The organism is Crossiella sp. S99.2 (genome assembly GCF_023094165.1).
Classification (GTDB): Bacteria; Actinomycetota; Actinomycetes; order Mycobacteriales; family Pseudonocardiaceae; genus Crossiella.
On sequence record NZ_JALMDK010000004.1, the window covers coordinates 831,962 to 854,069 of the forward strand.

Here is a 22,108-nt window from a genome sequence, read left to right on the forward strand (position 1 = left end):
CTGTGTTGTCGGCGGTGAGCACCCATGCTGTTGTGGTGGGTGCGTCGATCCTCACTAGGCACGGGCCTTCGGTCTGGGCTCGGAAACACAGACAAGGTGACTCCTTTGTAGACGTTGGCATGCAGCCTTACCAATCGTGGTTGAGCACGGATGAGCGCGGCGGTTCCTCTGGTGCCGCCGAACTCCGGCACCGGGTTGGTGGAACGTCGGCGATGGCGACTGCGGGTTCAGCGGGGGGCAGTCGGACACGTCCACAGTCGGAGCAGTGCCAGGCCGCACCGCACCCCGGGGCCGCGGATCGAGAGTGGATTGCTGGCGGATAGGTTCGTTAGTTGGCGCTGCAGACAGGGGCGTTAGTGCGTCGGGATAGCGCACCGCCATCGAGATCACGGGAACCGCTTGGGTTTTGACTACACGAGCCCGCGCCCTGGCTGCCTAGGATGGCACTGCACACGCTGGTAGCACTGAGGGACAAGCGAACTTGTGTTGGCAGAACGCCGAATCCGTTGTGGACAGCGGTATCGGGGCCAGGTGTAGTCAGCTCAACAGCAGGGACCAGGGGGCGCTGATGCCGCGAATGCGCAGAGGTCCGTGTTCTGCATAGGATGCGGCGAGGTTGCCGTGGAAGGTGACCACTCGGTATTCCTTGACCCAGACCGCAAACCATGGTTCAGCTGGAGCACCCTGACGGTGAACGGACTGAGGGTCCAGGGTTCTGTGTGCATCCAGCTTTGGAGGCAGGGATCGGTAGTGCGTCAGGCGTCCACTCACCATGGGGCAGGCAGCCGCGGTGTAGGCGGCGCACTGGGGGTGCAGTGCCGGCTCGTTGGTGCAGCGGCTGGGCAGGTCGCTCATCCTCATCAACAGCACCAGTGGTTGGCCAGTTAACGGGAGGCCGCAGACGCCGCACAGCCTGCGTCTGATGGCCTCCTCTGCCAGCGTCTGTTCCAGCATGCCCAGCAAGTATCGGCCGTCGGCGGTGCGTGGTGTGATCCATGGAACCACCACTCCGCCGACAGTGGGTCGATGTGCGAGCCAGGCGGGAATCGCCGGACTGTCGCTATTGGTCATGATTGTGTTTCCGTTCCTGGGTTTCTCGTGGGATTCGCCTCGACCTGAGCCGACTTGGGATGATCGAGTGGCCTGGGGTCCTGGCAGGGAACTCTCGCCGGGCTGAGACCGCTACAGGCGTGAAACACCGTGAGCTGACTGCGGTTCACGGGACGAGCTGTCAGTTGCGGCGTCATGCCCGGTCGTCAGCCAGAGGTATCTCCTCGTTCGAGGAGACTGTCCACGGGGATCGCTCGTAGACGGTGCCACGTTGGTATGCCGGCACGGCGCTGTCATCGACGTCATGGACCGGCGGGAGAGCACTGGCTGGCAGGGAGGACTCAACGGCCTCGGAAAGCCTGCGACACCAGGCGTGGGCCGGAGTGTCCTGCCAGTCAGGCAGTTCGGTGATCTGGTAGAGGTAGCACGCGATGACCTTGGCGATTGTCACTGGATGGAGGCAGTCTTCAGTCGCGGTCGGCGAATAGTCGGGCAGTTCTTCGCACTCGCCATCGCGGTATACGACACTGATGCAGCCTTGCGCCCAGAGCATGGTTCCCGCGTCAATGGCGTCGCGGCGAACCCGGATCAGGCCGAGCAGCGCTGCGGCGTTGACCAGGACGTCGATGTGAGGGCTGAGGAATCTGCGATGGAGGCGCAGGGCGGCCTGTCCATTTCGTTCGGGGCCGTTAGGCCCAGACCGCGGCCGCCGCTGGGCACGAGGAGCGCAGGCGAGGTCCGCTCCACAATGGACAGAATGCCTTCGGCGATCGGCACAGGCAGTCCGCTGATCAAGGCTGCCGGAGTTTCAGTTGCTACCCACGGGTGGGTGCGACTGTGGGTACCGCTGTACTTGGCAGAAGGCCGTATGTGAAGTCGGCGGCCGGGTCAGCGTGCGCCCGCCGTGGCAGTGTCGGCTTCTGCTGGCTGCCGATCGAGTGGGGGTTCAAGTGTCGAATCGTTGACAGATAAGGGAAAAGTGGCTGTGGCCAGTTGTCGAAGCGTGGTGGCGTACTCCAGGACCAGCAGGTGTCGGGCGCCGTCGGGTTCATCGCCTCGCAGGATCGATGCCCGTTGCTGGAGTTCGGCATTCCAGAGCAGTGTGGTTTCCAGGTCGGTCTCACCGTCGAGTCCTCGACCCGGTGTGTACTCGGGGTCAAACGACCACCGGGTGCGTGCTTGCCAATGGTCGATCACCGGGGTTCCTGGCTTGGCCAGGGGTCGTGGTGTGCGGGCCCATTCAACCCGCTCGTGTGTGCTGGCTCGACGCCAGCTCTCGTGGAGGACGAGGTTGCGCACTGCTTCGGCAAGTCTGGAGTGCAAGTGCAGCCGGACTTCGAGGAGTCGGTGCTCGCGAGTGCCGCGTGGGGTGGTCTTGGCGCGTTGCTGGTCGGCTCGGTAACGCAGATAGAGGTAGCTGGCATAGGCTTGCGCGTAGCCAGCTCGGTCGGCGTCGCGGTGGCCGTGTTCTGCGTTGAGGGAGAAGCCGGCGGTGGTGCCCAGGAGTGCCTTGTGCAGCCAGGGGAAGACCTCGTCGCCGGATGCATCCACTGTCCAGGTTGAGGATGTGTGGGGGCAGTGGGAGGGTGAACCGCGGAGCTGGACAGTGCCGGCAGGCGTGTCCAGGATCCATCGGCCGGGATGTCCGCCGGGATGTTGTGTCCCGAGAAGTCCGTGGAGTGCGGTGGCGTTGATGTGGATGTGGCCTCGCGGAGTGAGCAGACCTCCGCTCGGCGTGGTCCTCTTCCTGCTGATGGTGGCGTCCTGCTTGATGGTGGGCATGGCGTCCTTGGATCGAAGGAGTACCGTCGGTCTGTTGTCGCCGTGCACCGCGAAGAGCCCGTTGCAGGCCGGGGCGTGGGATGCTGGCGGTGCAGGGATGTGTTGCGGTGTGTGTGCATTTGCTCAGCGGTCGTGGTCTGGCGGTGTTCCCCTGGTGGTGAAGGGGCGTGGCCGGTGCGAAGTTGGGCTTGGCTGAGGTGTCGGCTCTGGCTAGCCCACAGCGGCGAGGAGGAGTTGCGCGGCCTCTCGTGCGTCACCGCGGCAGGTCTGGGCGCAACCGTGGGCGAGTTGGGCGAGGTCAAGCCCGAGTGGGTCAAGGCAGTCAAGGCTGAGGTCGATGGGCAGCCACGGTGTGCGAACGGGTGTGTCGGTTGATTCGTGGTGCCGACAGGGGTGGGCGTCCTCGAAGTGGCCTGTACTGATGGCATGGATGGTTGCCGCCCCCAAGAGCCAGTCCTCGTCGTCGAGTTCACAGTTGGTGCCCTTGACCGGGTGGGGCATCGGATCCAGGCGCCCGTCGGCACCGAGGGGGTGGCCGAAGTGGCAGTGGATGATCCAGTGAAGGTCCGCGGGTGTGCGAGCAGGCCGGATGTCGTCGTTCAGCACGGCCGTGGCATACAGCCTGGATGCACTCACGAAGCCGGGATGGAAGGCCTCGCAGATCGAGGTGAGGGACCGGATCAGGTCATCGACGGTGGCCTGCGGTGGATCGACCCGCTTCCAGCACAGGTTCAGCTGGGAGGTGTCGTAGTAGCCGTGCTGATCGGGGGTGATCCAGTATCGCTGCCGGTGGCTCTCGGCCAGGAATCGGCTGTCTCCATAGCGATCGAGTTGTTGTCTGCCGGGATTGTGCTGGAGGTATGTGACCAGGAGGTCCATGTTCTCCGCTGTCAGACTGGGCAGTGCGTGGCCGTAGCGAAGGTGGGCAGGAAGGCGCGCTGGTACTTGCAGGGTGGGCTCGCCTGGGAGGTGTACGAGAGCGAGGTTCTCCTGGGCGGGCGGGGATTTCTCACGCATGAGGGGTCCTTGTTCCTTGAGGTGGGGTTTGTCGCGGAGGGGCGACGGGCGTGTCGCGTGGTTGTGCGGCAGTGGCGTCAGTCCCGTGTGGGTGACCGCGGATGGCGCGGTGCGAGCGGGGCGGGCCGGCAGTCTGCTTGTCGTCGGCGAGGCACCACGGTGGAATGGGTCAGTAGCCGTCGAGGAGGGAGCGGACCAGGAGGGCCAGTCCGCTCTTGGTCGGGTGGGGCTCCTCTCCGTTGATTCTTGGTTCGCCGTCGATCGCGACGCGCCAGACCTGTTTCTGTTGTCCTTCCACGGATTCGATGGAATAGCGGACAACGAGAGGACTTCCCTGGCGCAGGATGGTGGCCACGACGATGTTGGCGACATTGCTGCGGTTGACGGGATGGAGCACTTCTTCGTAGCGCACAGCCACCGGTGTCGCGTTGAGATATCTGCACAGTTCGACGAGCACACCGCGGGTCCACTCGTGCGCCCCGTAGTCTCCTTGAGTGTCATGGCGGGCGATGTTGGTGTCCACTGTGGATGGCAGCACGTAGCACACGCGGGGGTCTGGTTGGCGATAGCGGGCGAGGGAACACATTGACGCTCCTGGGTTTGGGAGAGGGCGGGTGTGGCTCGGGCCAACTGGCAGCCGTGAAAGACGGCCGGGTTCGGTTGTCTGAGCGGGATCGCGTTGTTGCAGGACTGAGGAGCTGGCGGCACAGGCAGCGTGGCCGCGCGGGTTGTTCCGGGCGGCCACGCTGAGCCTGGGTCAGTCAGCTCATGGGTTGATCGCCTCTGCCGGAGTGTCGGCGTCACCGGTGGCGGGGATCTGGGCAGTGCGGGTGTCGGGCGAAATCCTGGGGAGTTCGCTGTGCTTGGGCTGTGTCGCAGAGCGAGATCCCTGCAGGCGTTTGTGGGGAACCCGCTCACACAGTGAGGATGCTGCGTGTGGGCGCGGCGGGATTCTCCTCGGGCCTGGGCCGGATCCGGGTGACGTCCTCGTGCGTGGGCATCTCCGGATCGGGCGCTTGAGTGGTCGCGATGCGGATGGTGCAGGTCGGGATGAGGTCAGCGGGACAGTGCTGCGGCCTCGCCAGCGGAGTTGTGGCAACCCCACGGGCTTCTACTTCACGCTGGGGTTGGTCATGGAGTGCCGCGCTGGGCCTGTTCGTGACGGCGCCTGAGTTCTGTCAGGGTGAGGGGGTAGGTCACTCCCCCTCTGGTTTCCTTGAGGATGGCAACGTCTTTGCCTGTGCGGGTCCGGAACTTCTGCTCGCGTTCGGCGTAGTCGGCGAATCGGTCGGGGAAGTGTGTGAGTGTGTTGAGCCAGTGCTTCTGGCCTGCGCGCACGCAGAGTTGCCCGCAGTTGGCGTGGCTGAACCCGAGTTCGTAGGCCTGTGGTGGCGTTAACCCGAGCGCTCGGGCCTCGGCGAGCATGGCGGCTTTGGACAGGCCTGGCTCGTCCAGCAAAGGAAACTCGACTCGCCACGGGCGCCAGCCGCGTTCAATGGCCGGGGCGCGGCGACGGTCACGGCGGCTGGGATCAAGCCCGATGTAGAGCACAGTGGTCGTTGGATCGGTGTTGTCGGTAAGCCAGCGCCGGCACGGCAGGATCTTGAGTGCGTAGGAACACGGCGCGATGCGGGAGTTTCCGAGGTACTGCTTCTGCTCGAAGACCTCCCACGGTGTTCTGCCGTCGCCGATGTGAACCAGGGGCACACCGAGTTGGCGGGCTCCGGCGTAGGCGAAGTCGATGACATCCTGGTCCTCGCGTCGAGTGTCAGCGAACAGGAGTGTGAGGCCGGTGGTGCCGTGCCGGGCCGCGACGCGCTGAGCGACTGTCCAGCTGGCGATGCCGCCGCTGAGTTGGACGACTCTGGTGGTGGCGATGGTGAGCTCCTTCCGGGAAGTAGCGGCAGGCAGCGGGAACGACGGGCTATTTGGGTCCGGTGAGCAGAGCCGTGCTTGGCTGTTCCGGCTCGCCGAGGAGACCCATCGGGTTGCGCGGCAGTGGCGCTTGCGGCGTGGGACCTGGGGCGAGTCGAGGACCTGCGGCGGGCTGGAGTGACTGCGACGCCTGGAGAGACCGGTCTTCAGCAGCGCCAGAGGTGGTGCTGTCGGGCTTCGGCCGCGGGCGGCCTATGCCCTCCGTTCCGCGCTGCCGACCACGGCTGTGGGAGGTCAGTGGCAACGTTGCGGACGTTCGTGCTGCCTAGTGATGCCCGCTGGCCGCTGCTCGGTTCCCAGCAGCGCGTGGCCGTACAGCAGGTTCTGCTGATCGTGCGACGCGGGAGTCTTGTTGGCGCTAGCTGGGTTCAGACAGTGGGTGCTTGTAGATCGGGGTGCTGTCACGTGCCAGGAGGGCACAGAGTTTGGCCCACTGGATGGAAGTCCCGTTGAGCTTGAGTTCGACGACGGATCCGTCTGATCGGCTGTGCACTTCGATCGTGTCCGCGCCGTTGGGGTGATCCCGGGTGTAGCTGTTGACATTGACAGTGGAGGAGCCTGCAGTCCACGCAGAACCCGGCTGGCTGAAAAACAGGCGGCTAGGGCGAGTCACCCAGTGTGATTCCGCACCGACCCTGGTGATCAGGAAGTCGAGGAACTCTGGGGTGAGAACGTGGTCAGGCATGTAGGCCAGTGCCCTCCATGCCCGAAACCGGGTTGCGGCTGCCACATCGGCAGGTTCCTCAATGTTGCGAAAGTACTGGTACATCACGGTTTCCTTCGAACAGGGATCATTGGAGTGTGCGGTTGTGACCTGTTGCTGCGGCGGGGTATGACGATGTCAACCGCGCGGCAGTCGCAGGCCCGGACTGAGCAAGGTGTCCAGGGTTTTGCCGCCGGTGCCGTGGTGTTAGCGCAACTGCGGTACCGCAACAGGTCCGTGCATGCGGTCTCACCGGACCAGGCAGGTGGTGTTCGGCGCCAGGTACAGCCGGTCGGCTTGTGCCGCAACTCTGCCGCGGCTGGGAAGATACGTTGTGGACAGTCGCAGCTTGTGGTGGTGTCAGGACGGCACTGCCTTGGAGGCGTCGAAGGTGTGACGGTGGCGCCCAGTCATCTTCGACAGTGCAGGGGGAGAACGGAGCCGGAGCCGATGGCATCCAGATCCGGCGCTGGTGGCCGTGCTGTCTCACCTGGTAGCCAACTATGGGTGGGTGAGGCAGGCCGACGACAGGCGGCGTCGGATCGGCGTGTGGCGCAATCCCCTAGGTGTAGTCATGTTCACGCGGCGGCAGGCGCTGCTGGCGCGCATTAGTGGCCGAGCAATTCCGCGCGATAGTGGTTGTGGGACTTGTCTGCGAAGTCTGGCAGGTTCCAGGCGTCGCCGGCGAGTTCCTGTGCCCACTGGTCTTCGCAGGCGTCGCGGATGGCGATCAGCAGCGCGTGGACGGTGCTGGACAGCTCGTCAGTGGTACGGGGACTGCTGTTGGGCTGTTCCAGTAGATCGTCCACAGAGAACTCACGGGCGCACCCGAGGTGTCGGAGGTCGGTCAGCAAGTCTGTCAAACGATGCGGCAGGGACTCGTTCTCGAGGCCACTGGCCGCAACGTAGGCTCCCAAGGCCGCAGAGGCGGCGTCCTGGTGGCGGTTGCTGGGAGCAGCGCGAAACACCTGCACGCTGCGCAGCGCACAGCCTGCACCATGGGTGTTCTCCTGCCCCTGGGTAGGGGTTTCCTTGTCTCTGTAATTCATCCACAGCGCCGGATCCAGCCCTGCAACCTCACGCACATCTGGCTGGATGTCCAGCGCAGGGAAGACGAGTTCCGGCGGGCGTGCTGGAGGGTGGAGTTGCTCTGGTGCAGGCGGCTCAGGTGGGTTCGTCAGTGGCGTATCGGGAGCGACGATCTCCGCGCTGACAAGGTGATCAGCAACTTCCCTGGCCCGATACCAGTCGCACTCTCCGTGCCAGCTCGACCAGTCCTGTTCCAATGCTCTGCGCAGGACTCTCGGATCGTCGCGCATCCGCTGGGCCTGTTGGGCAGGGAACTCGACGTCGGTGACCGTGGTCCACTCGAGTGTCTCGGTGTGCACCACTTGCACACGCATGGTTTCCCAGATGGTGTCCTCGGGTGCATCCTCCACTCCCAGCAGAACGCTGGCCAAGCTGGGCAGCATGGGTTCATCGGTGACGGGTGCGGAGTCGTTCGCCGAGGAGCAGGCATGGCCGCAGGCGTGCAGTTCGTCGTTGCCGGTGCTGCTGGTAATCCATGAGGCGACCGTGGCGATCTGGGCTGGGGACGGTCGTTGTATCCCAGCGTTCTGCTCCGACTGTCTGTCATCGTGCTCGCCGGCACTGGCGTAGTTCAGCAGCGCACGAACGGCGCTGAGGACATCGGGTGCTGGGGGCGGCAGGGTGGCCGGCTGGGGGCTGGTTGGCATAGTTCCTCGTGTCTGTTAAGTGGTGCGGCTTCTCGCGCCGCCGCGGTGAGTGTCACCGGCGTCGGAGACGAGCTGTAGCTCACCTCCGCGGCCGCGTGGGCCGTGTGGCTAGCTGCATCGTGTGAGGCGGCAGGGGCCACGCTCGCGTACTGCGCGGTGAGCTGGCCAGATAGCCGGGCATCGCGTCGCAGGGGCAGTGGCCACAGGTGCACAGCGCAGGTGCCGCACAGGTTCAGGGGTTAGCTCTGGAGAGAGCTATCGACCGTGAGAGGTTCTCTGTGACGCCACGGGGTTCGAACCCCGTGCGGTATCGGTGTTGCGGAGCACCATGATCTGAGACTGTCTCCGCAACAGCGGGACGGGCAGGGTGGGACGCGGGCTCCGACCTGCCCATCCCGTTGCGATCAGTGGCGACCGATTGGCAGGGCAGAGGCGAGGGTCAGGCCGACTCTGAACCGTGCAGTGGTGTCAGGAATCTGATGTTTGGACCGGTTCTCGCTGCGGAGCCGATTGGTGGAGTCTTCGTCCAGGGAGACGATGCAGGTCCGGTTGGTCCTGTCGACGGACTCCACAATGCCGGTCAGCCCTTCAAGGTACTGGGGTCTGACATCGACCGCCATGACGAGGTCGTTCTCGGCCAGGCCGCCCGCAAGGGTGTCCAGGCGAAGGCTGCGGGCAGCGGAGAGAGTGTTGAGGTCCTCGATCGAGGCTCGGTCAAGGATGTACTCGACCAGTTCGGCAAATCCTTCGGGGATGTCCAGGCGTTCCAGGGCAGTCAGGGGGATATCTTCGACCACCGTGCGCGGCCGGCCGGGTTCTGTCGGGACGGCGGCGGCATAGCGGCGGGTGGACTCTTCATCCAGAAGCACGTTGGCATGCTTGGCATCCCTGAACTCCACGGTGCCAACCATGCCCTGCAGCACCTCCGGCGTGAACTGGCTACTGATGGAGACCGTGGAGCCGATCGTGACCTGCGCGGCAAGCCCTGCGCGGAGTCGCTGGACGATTCCCTTGTGGCGTACCGCCAGGACTTCGCTGACTGCGTGCGCGTGGTATTGATCCAGCTCGTCAAGCCGGGCCAGCGCGGTGTCTAGTGTCATGGTGTTCCTCCGATGTGGTGGTAGGTATAGCGATTGGTCCGATCGCACCGGTGGTATGCGGCCGCGCCCTGGTTGAGGCCGGCACAGAGTCCACTGGCGATCAGCTGGATGTATGGGCACGGCGCGGGCATCGGCGCCAGCCATCACGACAGTGGCTGACGTTGCTGGCGGCCGTCGCGACCGGCGTGGGGAAGCCGGGGGTTCCGCAGGCTGTGATGCCCCGGTGGCGGTGCGCCCGTGCACAGGTGGCCGGGCGCTCTCTCTTGTTGTTCCCGAGCGCGGCGTAGCAGGCTGCCCGGTGCATGTGAGCTGATCGCGATGCGATCGGACAGTGGCGACCAGGATCAGCGCGGCGAGCAGCCCGGGCGGCACGACCGGGTTTGAACCCCCGCCGAATACGCTGTTCTGATCTCCGCTCCTGGTTCTGCTTCTGGATTTGCCGTATCGGACAGTGTGTGGCAGGTGGCGAAAGCGTTCTGCTCGACCCAGCGCGGAGGGTGGGCTGTTACCGGTTCGGCACGCTCACCCCTGGCACAGGCTCGTGGTAGGGCAGGTGCGGTGTGAGGTCTGCCTGCTGCCTGGCCCGGTGGCGTTTCACCGCTGGTGTCCGCCGACGCCAAGGACTGCCTCGGCGAGGGCGGCCAGTTCAGGTCTGGACTCCCCTGGCTTGTGCAGTTCGAGTTGAGCAGCAGCGCGGAGTAGCGCGTTGGGGACAGGCAATCGCAGTGCGGCCGAGATTGCGCGAAGCCTGTGTGCGGCAAGGGTTGTGGGTGTCACGAGGCCCCACTCGGCAGCGAGTTCCCAGCCTTGCGGGGTGAAGCGGACATTGCGATGTGCTGGTCCGCTGCTACTGGGTACCTTGCGCGACACCTCAAGGATTCGGTGCTGGGTAAGTCTGTGGAGCACCCGGTACACGGTGTTGGTGGGCATGCCTGTGCGGTTCCCGATCGCTGTGGCGCAGGACTCCACATGGGGTGAGTTCAGTAGGCACTCCAGGATGCGGACAGTGGTGCGTGTCTGACGGAGGGTTGGCACAGTCTCGACTCCAGAATTCCCAGGTCGTAGATGGTCTTGGTGGCGCTGGTCGCTGCCGGTGTCGGGCACTGCCTCGCAAGAGCAGGGCGCGCAGCCACGCACCCGGTAAGTGGCTTCCTCCTCGACTGCCTCTTCCGGGCTAGGTTGGCCGCTGGTGGGGGACTTCCGTGGTTGGCCGCGCTGGATCTCGTGCGGCTTCGATAGTGCGGTCGCTGGTCTGGCAGTGGGTCGGTTGTCGGGCTAGAGCAGGCTGGCGGGGTGCTCGTGTTGACAGTTCTGGTTCCTGCTCAAGCATTCGGCCGTACGGAAGCAGCGGATGTGTGCGCCGGTGGTGGGTCGACTACACACCGCCGTCGGCGGCCGGGTGGCCGTGGCAGTACCTGCCGAGGACGACCGCCGACCGGGGAGGTGCCGGTATCTGAACGGTGCGCCAGTCCGTCGTCGGCCGGGGTGCGGCGGCCTCCAGGATCGTGTTCTGGGGACGGCGATCCGGCCTCGGAGGGTCATCACGGCGTGTCGCTGGGGCGTGGGCTGAGGCTGATCCGGTCAGCATCCGGTGCTTCGTAGGCTTCGACGACCTCTGGTGGCATCTGCTCGGTGGTGCGGTGGCCGCGGAGCTTGTGCCAGGCGATGGTCCAGGTGGCTTCCTTGTCGCCTGGTCGCGGCGATGGAAAGGCCGGGTTCGGCACGGTCACTGACTTCTTGTTGACCCGCCGGACCCGCATCCACATGCCATTGCAGAGCACCCAGTCGCCCTTGGCGACCGTGTCCGGCCCCAGCGCGGAGGCCTTACCCTCGGATTGGAGCTGCGCGTAGACACCCTTCCAGTAGTCGATCTGCTCGGTGAGGGTGGTGAGCTCGCGCCGCAGGTAGTCCGCGCGCTCCCTGGTGGGGTGGCGGATGCCCCATCGGTGCTGTTCCTGGCCCTGTTGGTCGGTCTCGGTGATCCAGCCCGGCTCACCGTCGAGTTCGCGCTGAAGCCGTCGACGGTCGGCTTCCAGCTTCTCGATCCGGTTCCCGACGGAGACCGGGTTGTTCCGGGCGCCCATGTGGTGCGACGCGGTCTCGGCTTGCTGGGCCAGCTTGTCGGCATAGGCGCATTGCTCGATGGACTTGCCGAGGTTGTTCCAGGCCAGTTCGCGCCGGTTGCGGTCGGCTTTGTAGCTGTGGTGATCAACCAACAGCGGCTGGCCTGCCGGGATGCTGTCGAACACGGCTTCAGCCTTGGCGCGCGTAGCATCGGCCTTGACTTGCAGCTTCCCGGCGCGTTCGGTGAGTCGGTCGGCGCGGACGTCCATCCGTTCTGAGAGTTCGGTTTCCTGCTGCTCGACGCTGGGCATGGTGTCGACGATGTCGCGCTCGACGGTGTAGCCCGCCTCGGTGAGCATTCGCTCGATCTCGTTGATCGCGTAGGGCTTGGACTGGCGGTGTCGTGAGGACCGCAGCAGCCAGGCCGTGGCGTAGCGGGACCAGGTCCACGACGGGTGGGCCTTCAGCGTCAGATGTGCTGGGCTGTTGCGGGTGGTGCCCTCCACGGTGGTGCCTGACTCGTAGTCATGGTGAATCGTCAGGATTCCTTGGGACATGGCGATATGTCTCTCACTCGGTTTCGGTTGCGATGCGGACGTGTTCGCCGCGCTCGGGGGGCGCACTCGGCCAGCACCAGCGCCGGGTAAAGGGGGCAAGCCGCGCGGACGTTGTGTCCGCGTGGCTTGAGCCCTGGCCGGCGCTGGTGCAGAGTGCGGGCGCCCCACCGAACGCGGGCGAGCACGCCAAGAACCTCGTACTCGCGGATGCCTCGCCGTGCGGGCGGTCTGGTCGCTCCGCGTACATCCGGGCTACAGCCCGAGAGCGTCCTGACGTCGCGGCTCCGGGTGGGGTTTGTGGTCAGGCAGAGTTCCAGGTGTGTCTGGGTGGCTGTGCCGAGATCGGGTTGGTTCTCGTCCAGCCAGGTGAGGAATGTGGTGGCGGGACGGATGTCCTGGCGATCTCCTGTGACTGCACCGGTGGCGTAGCAACCACGAGCGGCCCGGCGTCACGCGTCTCGGTGCACCTCCCACTCGGCGAAGGGACGAAGATCTCGTGCCTGAGTGGGAGGACACCGGTTGCCACGAGGGTCTCGCGGACCTGGCGGAGATTCCGGTCTTGCGGCAGGCTGCCGACTAGCTCGTGAGTGATCTGGGCCAGGTCGGTGGCGGCGCCGGTCAGCAGGCGAACGGATGTGCTGCGTCCTAGCCAGTGGAGTGCCGCCACTGTCCACTTGGCGGCAGCCAGCGCAGCGACCAAGGGTTGGAGCGACGATCCGGTTCCAGCGCCGCAACCGAGGAGGGTGATGGCCTCGTCGGTTGCGACGCAGCGTGTGCAGCGACCTACGAATGGGCTCAGCCGTGTCTCGCGGACATAGCCAGGTCCTTACGTGACATGGCCAGCTTCCAGGCGATGCTTGGAATCGGTGATCGCGACGTAGTACCGCGTGGAAGGGACCCTGTGGAAGGTATCGGCCCCGAGGCCCGTGGCCTGGTCCCGCTTCATCTCTACCAGCGCTCCCCTCACACAGAGGACTTTCAGCAGGATGTTGAGTCCGTTGAGGCGAAGTGAGCCGTGCGCGGCCGCCGAGACCGAAGCCAGGATCTGGGTGCGGGACTGCGGCACACCCGCACCGGCCTTGACCGCAGCCAGAACATCCCACGACCGCGGAGAAAATCGTGATGACATCAGGATCGCTCCTACTAGACGTGTGGGTGCAGGGAGGGTGATCTTCAAGACCGAGCACAGGCGCCAGAGAACTCGTCCACACTAGGTCCATTAAGGACACACAGGCTGGGTTGGTGAGTCCGACCACTGGCCGCCACGCCAGACGGGAGCATGGCTCCGGCGCGCTGTATCTGGCGCTGGTCAAGGAGTGGGGTCCTTGAGAACACGGGGCAGGTGGACATGCCGATGCTCGACCTGGACGTGGTGACCGCTCTCCCGTAGGCGCGCGGCAAGGATTTCGCAGAGCGCTGATGCTCTGTGACGTCCTCCGGAACAGCCGATCGCAATCCTTCGGGGCGAGGTGGCGTATTCAACCAACTCTTCGAGAAGTTCTTGCGCGCCAGCGGTATCGAGCACCACGTCCTGCACTCGCGGGTCCAGGCCGTCGAGTTCGAGTATGCCGGGGGCTGCTGCTGGATCGTACAGTCGAGTCCGAACATCCTCGACACGGTCAGCAATGGGCAGCTGCCCGTCGGGCAGGTGCAGGTGTCCGAACGAGACGAGTTCGATGACCGCCACAGCCCACTTCCTTTCTCTGGGGTGGAGGACGCTTGCGAATTGGTGGTGAGGGCGCCGCCGATCTGCAGCCGTCGGACATGGCCGTTCGGGCGGGAGACAGGGCGTGGCGGGGACGGAGCCTGGTCTGCCTGGCGACAGCGCCGATCTGCCTGATGTGCGTCCCACATGTCCTGTGCCTGCTGCTCACATAGCCGATGGCTTCGTCTCTGGAAGTGCCGCGGCCGTGCTGAAGGGTCGGCGGGCACGGTGCCCAGAGCAGGCGGCGGTGTTCGGGAAGACGGGCAGGCACGCTGGTGGCACTGGTTGGGGCAGCCGAGGGGCAGGTCTAGATCGGCGGCGAGCCGTTACCAGGCGGGGACGGTACCTGCGGCAGTGACACGTGAACGGCCGCGTCCAGGCGGAGCGGTTGCGGTGGGTGGTGTGCACATCCGCGGGCACGTGGGTTGGGCAGCGGCCACAGCAGACCGCGAGGTGACTCCGGTACTGAGCCGGGCATGCTGGGGTGGAGGCCGGTCAGGTGCTGATCGTGTCGATCACCATGGCGGTGGCGTTGTCCGCCCGAGGCCGGGCAAGGCCACGTTGGACCAGGTTCCGCGCACACACCTGCGGATCGGCCCCTTGGGACAACACAGTGTGAAGAGCGCTGTGGTGCAGGGCAGCGCCGACGCCGTCGCTGGTCAATGCCAGTCGTCCACTGTGGATGGTGAACGTGGTGCTCCCCAGGGTGCGGGGATCAGCGGTGCCCACGGTGGTGAGCACGACATTGTCGTAGCGGGAGGCGAGAGACTCGCGAATTCCCCGCAGGCGCATCTGTTGGCCCTGGGTGTGTGGGGTGGTCAGCCGGTTCAGTGTGGAGTCTGTGAACAGCCAGGCGTCGCAGTCGCCGACCCAGGCCATGTCCCATGTCACGCCATGGCCGTGCATCGGCGGGTGGCTGACCGCCAGCACCATGACCGTGTCACCGTTCTCGATGAGTCCGTGGTTGTCCAGCGCGTCGCTCGCGCGAAGCAGGCCGATCACGGCGCGGTTCTTGGTTGCCGTAATCGCGGCTGTCAGGGCCGCGTTGACCGCGACCGCGGCGGCCTGAGCAGCATGTGGCTGGTTGCCGATGCCGTCGGCCACGGCGAACGCGCTGACACCGGTGGTGTCGTTGACGGCGGAGCCGTAGCTGTCGGCGTTGCGGCGGCGGGAGCCGATCCCGGTGTTGCTGCCGATGCGGTGGACCGGGAGGTTGACCGGGCGCAGGATGTGGTCGATCGCGGTGGCCTTCGCTGTGCCCCACTCTCCGGTGTTCATCCAGCCGCAGCGGCACTGTAAGAGGACGGGGGCTGGCGGGTTGATCGGGTATAGACGCTGGCGTTCCACGGCATCCAGAGAGTCGGTCGCGGTGAAACGCACGTCGTGCAACCGCGTTCCCGAGCTTGTGGTGACGGCGATCCGGCGGGATACATCGAGCATGATCAGGCCTCCGGCTGTGCGGTGGGAGAGAGCGCATTGTGGGCATCGGGCGGGTCGGGGTTGAGGTGGGTGAGGGCGTCAGAGCCGCCAGCCATGCGGCCGACTGGGCAAGGGGGGCGGCTCCGAAGACCTTGATGCCCTCGATCGAGGCGGCACAGGCAAGGTGTGGTCAAGGAGGTGGCTCGACGGCGGATTCCCCTGTGATCAGAGGGCTTGCCCGGCTGCCAAGGGATACGGGGCTGAAGGACACGGCGTGGGTACGCCAGGCCTGTCCTGTCCCAAATCCGGGACGCCGGGCGCACCCGCTGCCCAAGGGGCTGCGGAAACAACGCCGCAGCGGATCTGTGTGATCGGTATGTCGAGACCACACGCGCCGAGGACTTCAGCAGTAGCGGTCTGCACGAGCGCTGTTGGGCCCCGGCCAGCACTTCGGCGGTGCCGACGGAGTCCCGCAGCAACGTCAACGAGCGCTTGCCTGTGATCAATCCTTGGGTGGCGTTGATCGCGGTCGCGACGAACTCCATCACCAGAGCCAGCACGCCGGCGGCCGGCTCGGCGATGAGCTGGGCGACGTCGGCCCTCCGCCCAGCGTCATTCGCCACGACAAATGGCCAGTTGGTTTCCCTGCCAACTCGATACGTTGTGCGGGATCGCTAGGTATGGACAGCCAGAGTGGCCAGCACCCGTGAGGATGCTGGCCACTCTGGTGGTTACTGACCGTGGCTTAGATGAGGCCGGTGACCGGGTTGTCCGGGTGGTTGAGCCAGACCGACTGCTGCTGGCCGGATACGAGCAGGCCGTAGCTGGTGCGGGCGGGCCTGCCCTGGGCGATCCACCAGTTGTGCGCGGCTTCGGCCTCTGACCACAGTTCCCGCGGGCCGTGCTGACGGACCGGGAACTTGCCTTCGGCAGTGTGCTCAGCAGTGACCTCGACCGTGGCCCAGGACCCGGTGTTGACCTGGTAGAGCAGCAGTTCGTAGTGCTCCGGGTCCTCGTAGGCGATGCTGTGCTGCACATCGGCCAGGTGCAGCCCCACAGTGAACGCGCCGTCGGGGTCGATGGCCACCTCGTGCGGCGCCACGATCGTGCTGGACACCGGGGCATCGGTGGCCTCATCGGCCAGGCGACCGAACTTGCCCGCCTGACCGAAGGGGGTGCGCTGGCTGCGCAGGTTCATGAAGAAGGCGTCCCCAAGGACCGGGCCGACCGCGGTGCCGTCCTCCTTGACGACCATGCGGACAAGTACGCCGCTGCCCCACATTGTCTTCCAGGGCAACAGGATCTGTCCACCGACATCGACCTGTTCGACCCACGCGGTCGGCACGTGCCCGGCCAGGACAGACGCGGTGGCCAGGATCCGGTCATACGGCGCGTTGGGCAGGTAACCGTCGCCACCGTCGCCACAGATCACTGTGGGCCTGCACTCCAGGCTCAGCAGCGCGGCGCGGGCCTGTTCAGTCAGGTCTGGGTCGACTTCGACAGTGGTGACCTGCGAATCGCCGAGGCGGTGGGCGAGCAGGGCGGCGTTGTAACCGGTACCCGTACCGATCTCCAGCACCCGGTCACCGTCCTGGATGTCCAGCGAGTCCAGCATCTCCAGCACCAGACTGGGCTGGGAGGCCGAACTGGTGGCGTTGCCGCTGGTTTCAGGCCAGGTGGTCGCGCCGTCGTCGAGCTGGGTCACGATCGGTTGGTCGGAGTAGACCGCGGCCTCCCACCGGGCGGGGTCTTCCTCCCGGTCAAGGGGTTCGGTCGCTCCATCGAGGGTGTTCGCCCAGCAGTGGGCGGGAACGAACTCGGCGCGGTCGATGGCAGTGAAGCTAGTGGCCCAGGCTTGCGGGAGGAGGCCGTTGGCGCTGAGTTCGCCGGTGAGCGTGGCCTGGGAACTCATCGGCCGTGCCTCCGATCGGGTCCGGCTGGATTGGGCGGCTGTGGTGGTCCTTGCGGCCGGTGGGGTGGGGTGCTGGTGTCCTGGTCGGTCTTGTCCTCGTGTTTGGCCACGAGCCTGTGCCTTTCTCGTTGTGGGACAACGGTGCCCGCATCGCGGGTCAGGTTCAAGGGCCGGTCCGGTGCCGTCGACCGGCGTCTACATCGGCTCTTTCCAGGGGCTATCGGTCTCGCCGGTGATGCGGGGCAGTACCGCGGTCGGGTACTCACGGGGCGATAGCCAGGTGTTGTCGTTGATCCAGTGCAGCCGGAGTGGGCGGCCGTCCTTGAGGGCCTGTTCCAGCAAGTCGGCCACGCTCACCGGCCACCGCTCATCCGGCTGGTGGACGTGTTGCGGCACCACCGGTTACATCCCTGACGGCCGCCAGAAGTGGCCGTTCACCAGCGGCGTTCCTGCCGGGCGGCGTCACGATTGCGGGCTGAGCCGCCGTAGGTCCACAAGGCGGAACCGCTCAACCTCGCGCAGAGCTGGTCAAGTGCGGCGGCGAACGCGGGGTCGGCAGCGGGCGCTTCGGCTGGCGTGCTGCCAGCGGGCGAAGGCCTCGGCTCGGGCTCGGGCGCGGCGGATGGCCAGGACATGATCGGCATCTCCCTCCAGATACGGCGCGACCCGCACCTGCTTGGAAGACAGCGGTGGAGGTCGGCGATGTCCGCACCAGCGCGCCGGGGGAACGCCGAAGAACAGCTCGGAGTCAGCGGCAGCGTGAGGTGCGGTGGTGACGGTGTCCCGGCCGGGCTGTCGGGGCGCCGGCCGGGACACCGCTTGGGGTGGATGCGAGGTTGTCCCAGGCCAGGTGGCGGGCCGGGGAGGGTGTGACACCACAGATCCCATCTAATGTCACCTCCCGTATCCGAGAAATGACGCTAGGTGGGATCTGGTGGTGCACTTTCACAGGTTGTGAAACGGGCGGGAAGATCACCCAGTTGGGCCCATGCCCATCCGCCAGGCCAGACCGCGCAGGTCAGAGCCACCAGCCTCGCGCTGCGCGAGGTTCAGCGTGCTGGAGACCGCTTCGCGGGCGAAGGGGTTGTTGCGCACCTTCTGCGGCGCCAACCACTCGGCGTGCAGCAGCGCGGCCAGTCCCTTGTCCCGGTACTTGCGATGTTCGCCTCGTCCATGACACACCTGCCCCTCATCGCGGAGTCGTCCTCTTCGTCGCGGATGCCCCCGGCGGCCAACCGGGGGCGGTGTCCTCCGCGACAGAGGTACAGCGGCCAGGGTAGCGGCCAACTCCCCGCTACCCGTTTGGCCGCAGGTCAGGGGCGGGGCCGTAGCGTAATGACTTCCGTCCGAGCTGCTTGTCCTGCTGGGTGCTGAGCTGCTTGTTCTCAGTGGTCAGGACGTTGATGGCCCTGACCATCCGTTCCACGGTGCCCTGCAGGCTGGTGGAGCCCAGCGCCGAGGCGGTGCCATTGGCCTGAACGACCTGGCACATGCACCAGGTCGGCGATCACCAGGGTCTGGGCTGCGAACCGCGCGGCGTTCGCCTCAGAAGTCGATCGGGCGTTTGCGCACGCGCCTGAGAATGACGAAGGCGGCAGCCGGTAGATCGCCGTCCTGAGCCTTCCTGTGGTCGCTTCGCAGGTCGATGAGTTCGAAGGTTCCAGCGGGGAGGCGGTAGCCCTCCGTGGTCGACACGGCATCGCACATACGGAACCGCAGGCTCACGTCGATGTCGTAGTCGTTGATCGACTGTGCGCTGTCGCGGTCGAACAGGTCGATAGGACCGGCAAGGACATCGGCTTTGCCGTCCTGCCAGGTGATGCGGGCCTCAACGAAGGAGTCGGCGCGTTCGTTGCGTTTGATGTTGAGGTCACCGATCACCTCGGCGAATGGTTCCCTCCGGCGTAGCTCGAAGGCAATGGCCCGCAGGTGGTCGAAGTTGATGTCGTACTTCCGGGAGAATTCGACGACCTCGTCAACCTGGGCAAGGGTGATCCCGGGTACCTGGTCGTGCAGGTAAGTGGCGACCGTCTCGGGCTCGGGGTAGGCGAACCGCATGTGGTAGTGGAAACGGCCGGGGCGGTTGAGCATGAACTCGTTGACGCCACCCAGATTGTTGACCGAGAGGACGTAGATGCGCTTGGTCACGCTGAGTCCGTCGAAGAGGCTGAGGAACTGGGCCTGGGCCTCGTCCTCGCCGTTGCTGGCAAATATCTTCTCGAACTCGTCGAAAATGATGACAACCTCGCCGAGATTGTCCAAAAAGGACGCCAGACCTGGGGTTGAGTGCTGGACGAGAATCGTAGGCAGCTCCAGCCGTTCGCGGGCCTGTTCGGCGAGCATCCGAAGCAGGAGCGACTTACCCATGCCCTTGTCGCCGGAGAGGATCACGCCCAGGGACCGGTCCATGTCCTCGTAGCCACGCACGATGCGATCCACGCGTTGTGCGTGGGAGCCGTAGACAGTTTCCGCACCGGGCGCGAGCGGGGCGCTCTGGCGGAGGCTGTATCCGGACATTTGGGAAAAGTGGATGGTGTAGGTCGCCACCGGCAGCCGTTCGAAGGTCTGTACGGAGTCGCCGTACAGGCGGTACTGGCCGCCGGCGACAACGATGGTGGAAGCAGGCATCAGCGCTCGCTTTCGCGGGAATGTGTGGATGGTTTGTGGTGCAGTGACATCACCGCGCAACGCCCTTCCCATGCAGTCGTTCAGCACCGATAGGTAGCTGATCAACGACAGGGCGGAAGTTGCGACATGAAACCGCTATCGGCCCCGAGCCCGAACGTCCGCACGACACGGGGAGCCGATTCGCAGCGAAGCGTGACCGACGGAGGTGAGGACGGAGGCTGGCGCAGCAGGCCGAGCGCCTGTGCCTGGTGGACGGCTTCCTGCGCGACCTGGTCGCTGGCGCGGTCACCGAGCGGGTCGCGCGGCAGCGGAAGCAGGGCGACGGTCATGTCCGGCCGTCCTGCTCAGCCCCGCTGGCGCCAGGGCTTGCAGATTGAGGGATCCAGAGTGGCCAGGCATCAGGCGCAGCCATGTCGATCACCAACTCGCGCATGCCCTATTGAGGCAGGCACCGACAGGGGTGTGGTCACCGCCGAGTGGCCGGTCCTGACTGCTGCCTTCCCAGTCCCGGCGGCAGGTCATGACGCAGTTCCATGCCTCCTCCACAGCCAGGTGCTCCGGGTCAAGGCTGTGGCGCTTGCAGTCGGCGAGGATCGAGCGCTGATCGAATCGGGCCTTGTAGGCCAAGAGTGCCTTGCCTCGGACTACCTTCAGCAGCTTCCGGAGGACTGTGGGCCAGTCCGGCACTCCCGGAGCGGTCACCATCTCCTTGGTGATGCGGTGCACCTGGGCAGCGCCAGGCTCGATCACCGCGGCGGGGCCCGGGTTGACGAAGGTGTTCAACAGGATTTTGCCGGTGGTGGTATCGACGGCGGCGATCCGGATCACCTGTGCGGGCGAGTCGCGTGATCCGAATCCGGTCGTCTCGACGTCGATGCACACCGACCGATCAGGCAGGAGCATGTCCAGTGCCCACAGGCTGGTGAGTCGGCGCCGTTCCTGGTTGGTGTTGCGCTTGCGGACTTGCACCGGCGGCAGGGTGGCGGATCGGGACAGCTGGGTCAGGACCGCGCTGATGAGCGCGGCGTGGGCCTGGGCAGGGTTGTCCGCGCCGTCGGCGAATACCTCGGCCAAGGAGATGGTCTCCAGTGTTCGCCGCAGGCTGGTCTCGGAGAACCAGGACTGGCCGTCGGCGTCAGGCAGGTACCACATCTGTGGCTCGGGCCGGGCGGGGAGCACGGCGGGACTGGTCATGGTGACACTCCTTGGGACAGTGCGGTTTCGGAACGATCGGGTGCCGTGGTGGCGCCGTGTCGCCGAGCACGGCCTGTGCTTGCGGCCTGGGCCGGACGGCCTTGAGAAGACGCTGGCCGCGGCTGGTGGTAGCGCGGGCAGTACCCCGCAGGACGGCCCAGACCTGAGCGGGTTGCAGTGGGGCTGGGCCGTCCTGGAGTGCTGCTGCAGGCGGCGCTGGACGGGCCGAGATGAGGCCGGGCGCGGGTCAGTTGATGCGCACTAGGCGGCGGCAGAGCTGTGCGGCGTGGACGGTGCCGGATCCCTCCAGGCCGGTGCTGTTCCACAGTTCAAACTGGACGATTGGCTGCCGGTTCGGGCACCGGCACCACGAGTCGGTGTTGAGCAGGTAGGAGGTGTCGCCGACGAGGGTGAACCGCCGGGCGGGTTTGCCGAACAACCACAGGTCCCCGGAGAACGGCGCGGCGTGGAGGGAAGCGTTCCCGTCCGGCAGGCCGGCGGCGAGCTGTTCGGCGCGGCGGATCCTGGTGTTGGCTTGTTCGGGTGTCAGAGGGGACGGCCCGAGCAGGCGGGTCCAGTCCTGCCCGTCGAACATCTGCCAGTAGGCGCCGGTCTCTAAACCGCCGGCCTCGTGCTCATCCAGCTTGGCTGCTAGGCGTTCGCGGCTGGTGTGGGTCAGCAGAATCCGGGTCCAGGCCAGGACAGCGCCCCGTTCCGGCCCCCAGTCCCCCGCCTCTCGAGGCAGGTAGCTGCGGAGCAGGAAGCTGTTCGTCGCGCGCATTCTGGTGACATGGCTGGCGGTCTCGGCCTCATCGACGATCGCCTCGAGCAGGTCCGCCACGCCCTCGATGTTGGTGTCGGTGGCCATCGGCTCGCCGTCCTGCTGGCACTGCCGCAGGAATGCCTCCAGGTGAGCAACGCCGAATCGGGCGCGGTCATGCGGATGGAAGGCGGTCGGGAGGCCACGGCCCTCGTTGACGATGAGGCCAACAGCACCGAACTCGGGGTGCACGAGCGTGCCGCTGTAGGCAAGGCCGCGGCTGGTGGGCGTGTGGGACAGGTCGGGCATGCTGAAGGAGTAGGGCGCGTCGATTCCGGTGTGGACCCAGCGCTCCCGGGGCTGGGTGTTGGTTGTGGACATAGAGCTGTCCTCCTCGTGATCTGCAAGTGGAGCCGGTGATGCGATTCGGGACAGCGCGGCAGCCGACTCCGGGCCGCTGCCGGGCCGGGGTCTCGTGCGGAGAGGCGAGGACCGGGGAATCGGCTGGAAGACGTGCTTGTGCTGCTGTGCCAGCCACGGCGGTGT

General features: G+C 65.9%; 21 protein-coding genes. All 21 read right to left on the reverse strand.

Features of this window, described 5'->3' with window-relative positions; translation table 11 throughout:
• Window positions 1-537: 537 nt before the first annotated feature.
• Entirely contained in the window at window positions 538-1,071 is a 534-nt protein-coding gene (locus tag MZC64_RS19420; protein WP_247758146.1) for a hypothetical protein, read from the reverse strand.
• Window positions 1,072-1,938: 867 nt separating this feature from the next.
• Window positions 1,939-2,832, reverse strand: a complete 894-nt coding sequence (locus tag MZC64_RS19425; RefSeq protein WP_247758147.1) for a hypothetical protein — start codon at window positions 2,830-2,832, stop codon at window positions 1,939-1,941.
• 210 nt (window positions 2,833-3,042) lie between these two features.
• A complete protein-coding gene (locus MZC64_RS19430; RefSeq protein WP_247758149.1) occupies window positions 3,043-3,711 on the reverse strand; it encodes a hypothetical protein in 669 nt (222 codons plus the stop codon).
• Window positions 3,712-4,018: 307 nt separating this feature from the next.
• Window positions 4,019-4,372 carry a hypothetical protein gene (locus MZC64_RS19435; protein ID WP_247758151.1) on the reverse strand — a complete coding sequence of 118 codons (354 nt, stop codon included), beginning with the start codon at window positions 4,370-4,372 and terminating at the stop codon, window positions 4,019-4,021.
• A 608-nt stretch (window positions 4,373-4,980) separates the two neighbouring features.
• On the reverse strand, window positions 4,981-5,556 hold the full coding sequence (locus MZC64_RS19440; protein WP_247758152.1) for a hypothetical protein: 576 nt from the start codon (window positions 5,554-5,556) through the stop codon (window positions 4,981-4,983).
• 586 nt (window positions 5,557-6,142) lie between these two features.
• On the reverse strand, window positions 6,143-6,553 hold the full coding sequence (locus MZC64_RS19445) for a hypothetical protein (RefSeq protein ID WP_247758154.1): 411 nt from the start codon (window positions 6,551-6,553) through the stop codon (window positions 6,143-6,145).
• A 542-nt stretch (window positions 6,554-7,095) separates the two neighbouring features.
• The gene (locus MZC64_RS19450; RefSeq protein WP_247758155.1) at window positions 7,096-8,223 is read right to left on the reverse strand and encodes a hypothetical protein; all 1,128 of its coding nucleotides are present in this window, start codon (window positions 8,221-8,223) and stop codon (window positions 7,096-7,098) included.
• Between the two features lie 404 nt (window positions 8,224-8,627).
• On the reverse strand, window positions 8,628-9,323 hold the full coding sequence (locus MZC64_RS19455) for a hypothetical protein (protein ID WP_247758156.1): 696 nt from the start codon (window positions 9,321-9,323) through the stop codon (window positions 8,628-8,630).
• Window positions 9,324-9,917: 594 nt separating this feature from the next.
• Entirely contained in the window at window positions 9,918-10,460 is a 543-nt protein-coding gene (locus tag MZC64_RS49135) for a helix-turn-helix domain-containing protein (RefSeq protein WP_374205772.1), read from the reverse strand.
• Between the two features lie 404 nt (window positions 10,461-10,864).
• Window positions 10,865-12,010 (reverse strand): DUF3560 domain-containing protein, encoded by a 1,146-nt coding sequence (locus tag MZC64_RS19460; protein ID WP_247758158.1) that lies wholly within the window; start codon window positions 12,008-12,010, stop codon window positions 10,865-10,867.
• Between the two features lie 760 nt (window positions 12,011-12,770).
• Window positions 12,771-13,073 (reverse strand): hypothetical protein, encoded by a 303-nt coding sequence (locus MZC64_RS19465; RefSeq protein WP_247758160.1) that lies wholly within the window; start codon window positions 13,071-13,073, stop codon window positions 12,771-12,773.
• Window positions 13,074-13,253: 180 nt separating this feature from the next.
• Window positions 13,254-13,631, reverse strand: a complete 378-nt coding sequence (locus MZC64_RS19470) for an RNase adapter RapZ (RefSeq protein WP_247758161.1) — start codon at window positions 13,629-13,631, stop codon at window positions 13,254-13,256.
• A 513-nt stretch (window positions 13,632-14,144) separates the two neighbouring features.
• The gene (locus MZC64_RS19475) at window positions 14,145-15,089 is read right to left on the reverse strand and encodes a PP2C family serine/threonine-protein phosphatase (protein ID WP_247758162.1); all 945 of its coding nucleotides are present in this window, start codon (window positions 15,087-15,089) and stop codon (window positions 14,145-14,147) included.
• Between the two features lie 724 nt (window positions 15,090-15,813).
• Window positions 15,814-16,980 carry a methyltransferase domain-containing protein gene (locus tag MZC64_RS19480; protein ID WP_247758163.1) on the reverse strand — a complete coding sequence of 389 codons (1,167 nt, stop codon included), beginning with the start codon at window positions 16,978-16,980 and terminating at the stop codon, window positions 15,814-15,816.
• A gap of 195 nt (window positions 16,981-17,175) precedes the next feature.
• Window positions 17,176-17,376: a hypothetical protein gene (locus MZC64_RS19485; protein ID WP_247758164.1), complete on the reverse strand. Its 201-nt coding sequence runs from the start codon at window positions 17,374-17,376 to the stop codon at window positions 17,176-17,178.
• 576 nt (window positions 17,377-17,952) lie between these two features.
• Window positions 17,953-18,162 carry a hypothetical protein gene (locus MZC64_RS19490; RefSeq protein WP_247758165.1) on the reverse strand — a complete coding sequence of 70 codons (210 nt, stop codon included), beginning with the start codon at window positions 18,160-18,162 and terminating at the stop codon, window positions 17,953-17,955.
• Window positions 18,163-18,274: 112 nt separating this feature from the next.
• A complete protein-coding gene (locus MZC64_RS19495) occupies window positions 18,275-18,472 on the reverse strand; it encodes a hypothetical protein (protein WP_247758166.1) in 198 nt (65 codons plus the stop codon).
• 53 nt (window positions 18,473-18,525) lie between these two features.
• Window positions 18,526-19,695, reverse strand: a complete 1,170-nt coding sequence (locus MZC64_RS19500; protein WP_247758167.1) for an AAA family ATPase — start codon at window positions 19,693-19,695, stop codon at window positions 18,526-18,528.
• Between the two features lie 14 nt (window positions 19,696-19,709).
• Window positions 19,710-19,937, reverse strand: a complete 228-nt coding sequence (locus MZC64_RS19505; RefSeq protein ID WP_247758168.1) for a hypothetical protein — start codon at window positions 19,935-19,937, stop codon at window positions 19,710-19,712.
• Between the two features lie 88 nt (window positions 19,938-20,025).
• Window positions 20,026-20,802 (reverse strand): 3'-5' exonuclease, encoded by a 777-nt coding sequence (locus tag MZC64_RS19510; protein ID WP_247758170.1) that lies wholly within the window; start codon window positions 20,800-20,802, stop codon window positions 20,026-20,028.
• A gap of 247 nt (window positions 20,803-21,049) precedes the next feature.
• Window positions 21,050-21,943: a hypothetical protein gene (locus MZC64_RS19515; protein WP_247758171.1), complete on the reverse strand. Its 894-nt coding sequence runs from the start codon at window positions 21,941-21,943 to the stop codon at window positions 21,050-21,052.
• Between the last annotated feature and the right edge of the window lie 165 nt (window positions 21,944-22,108).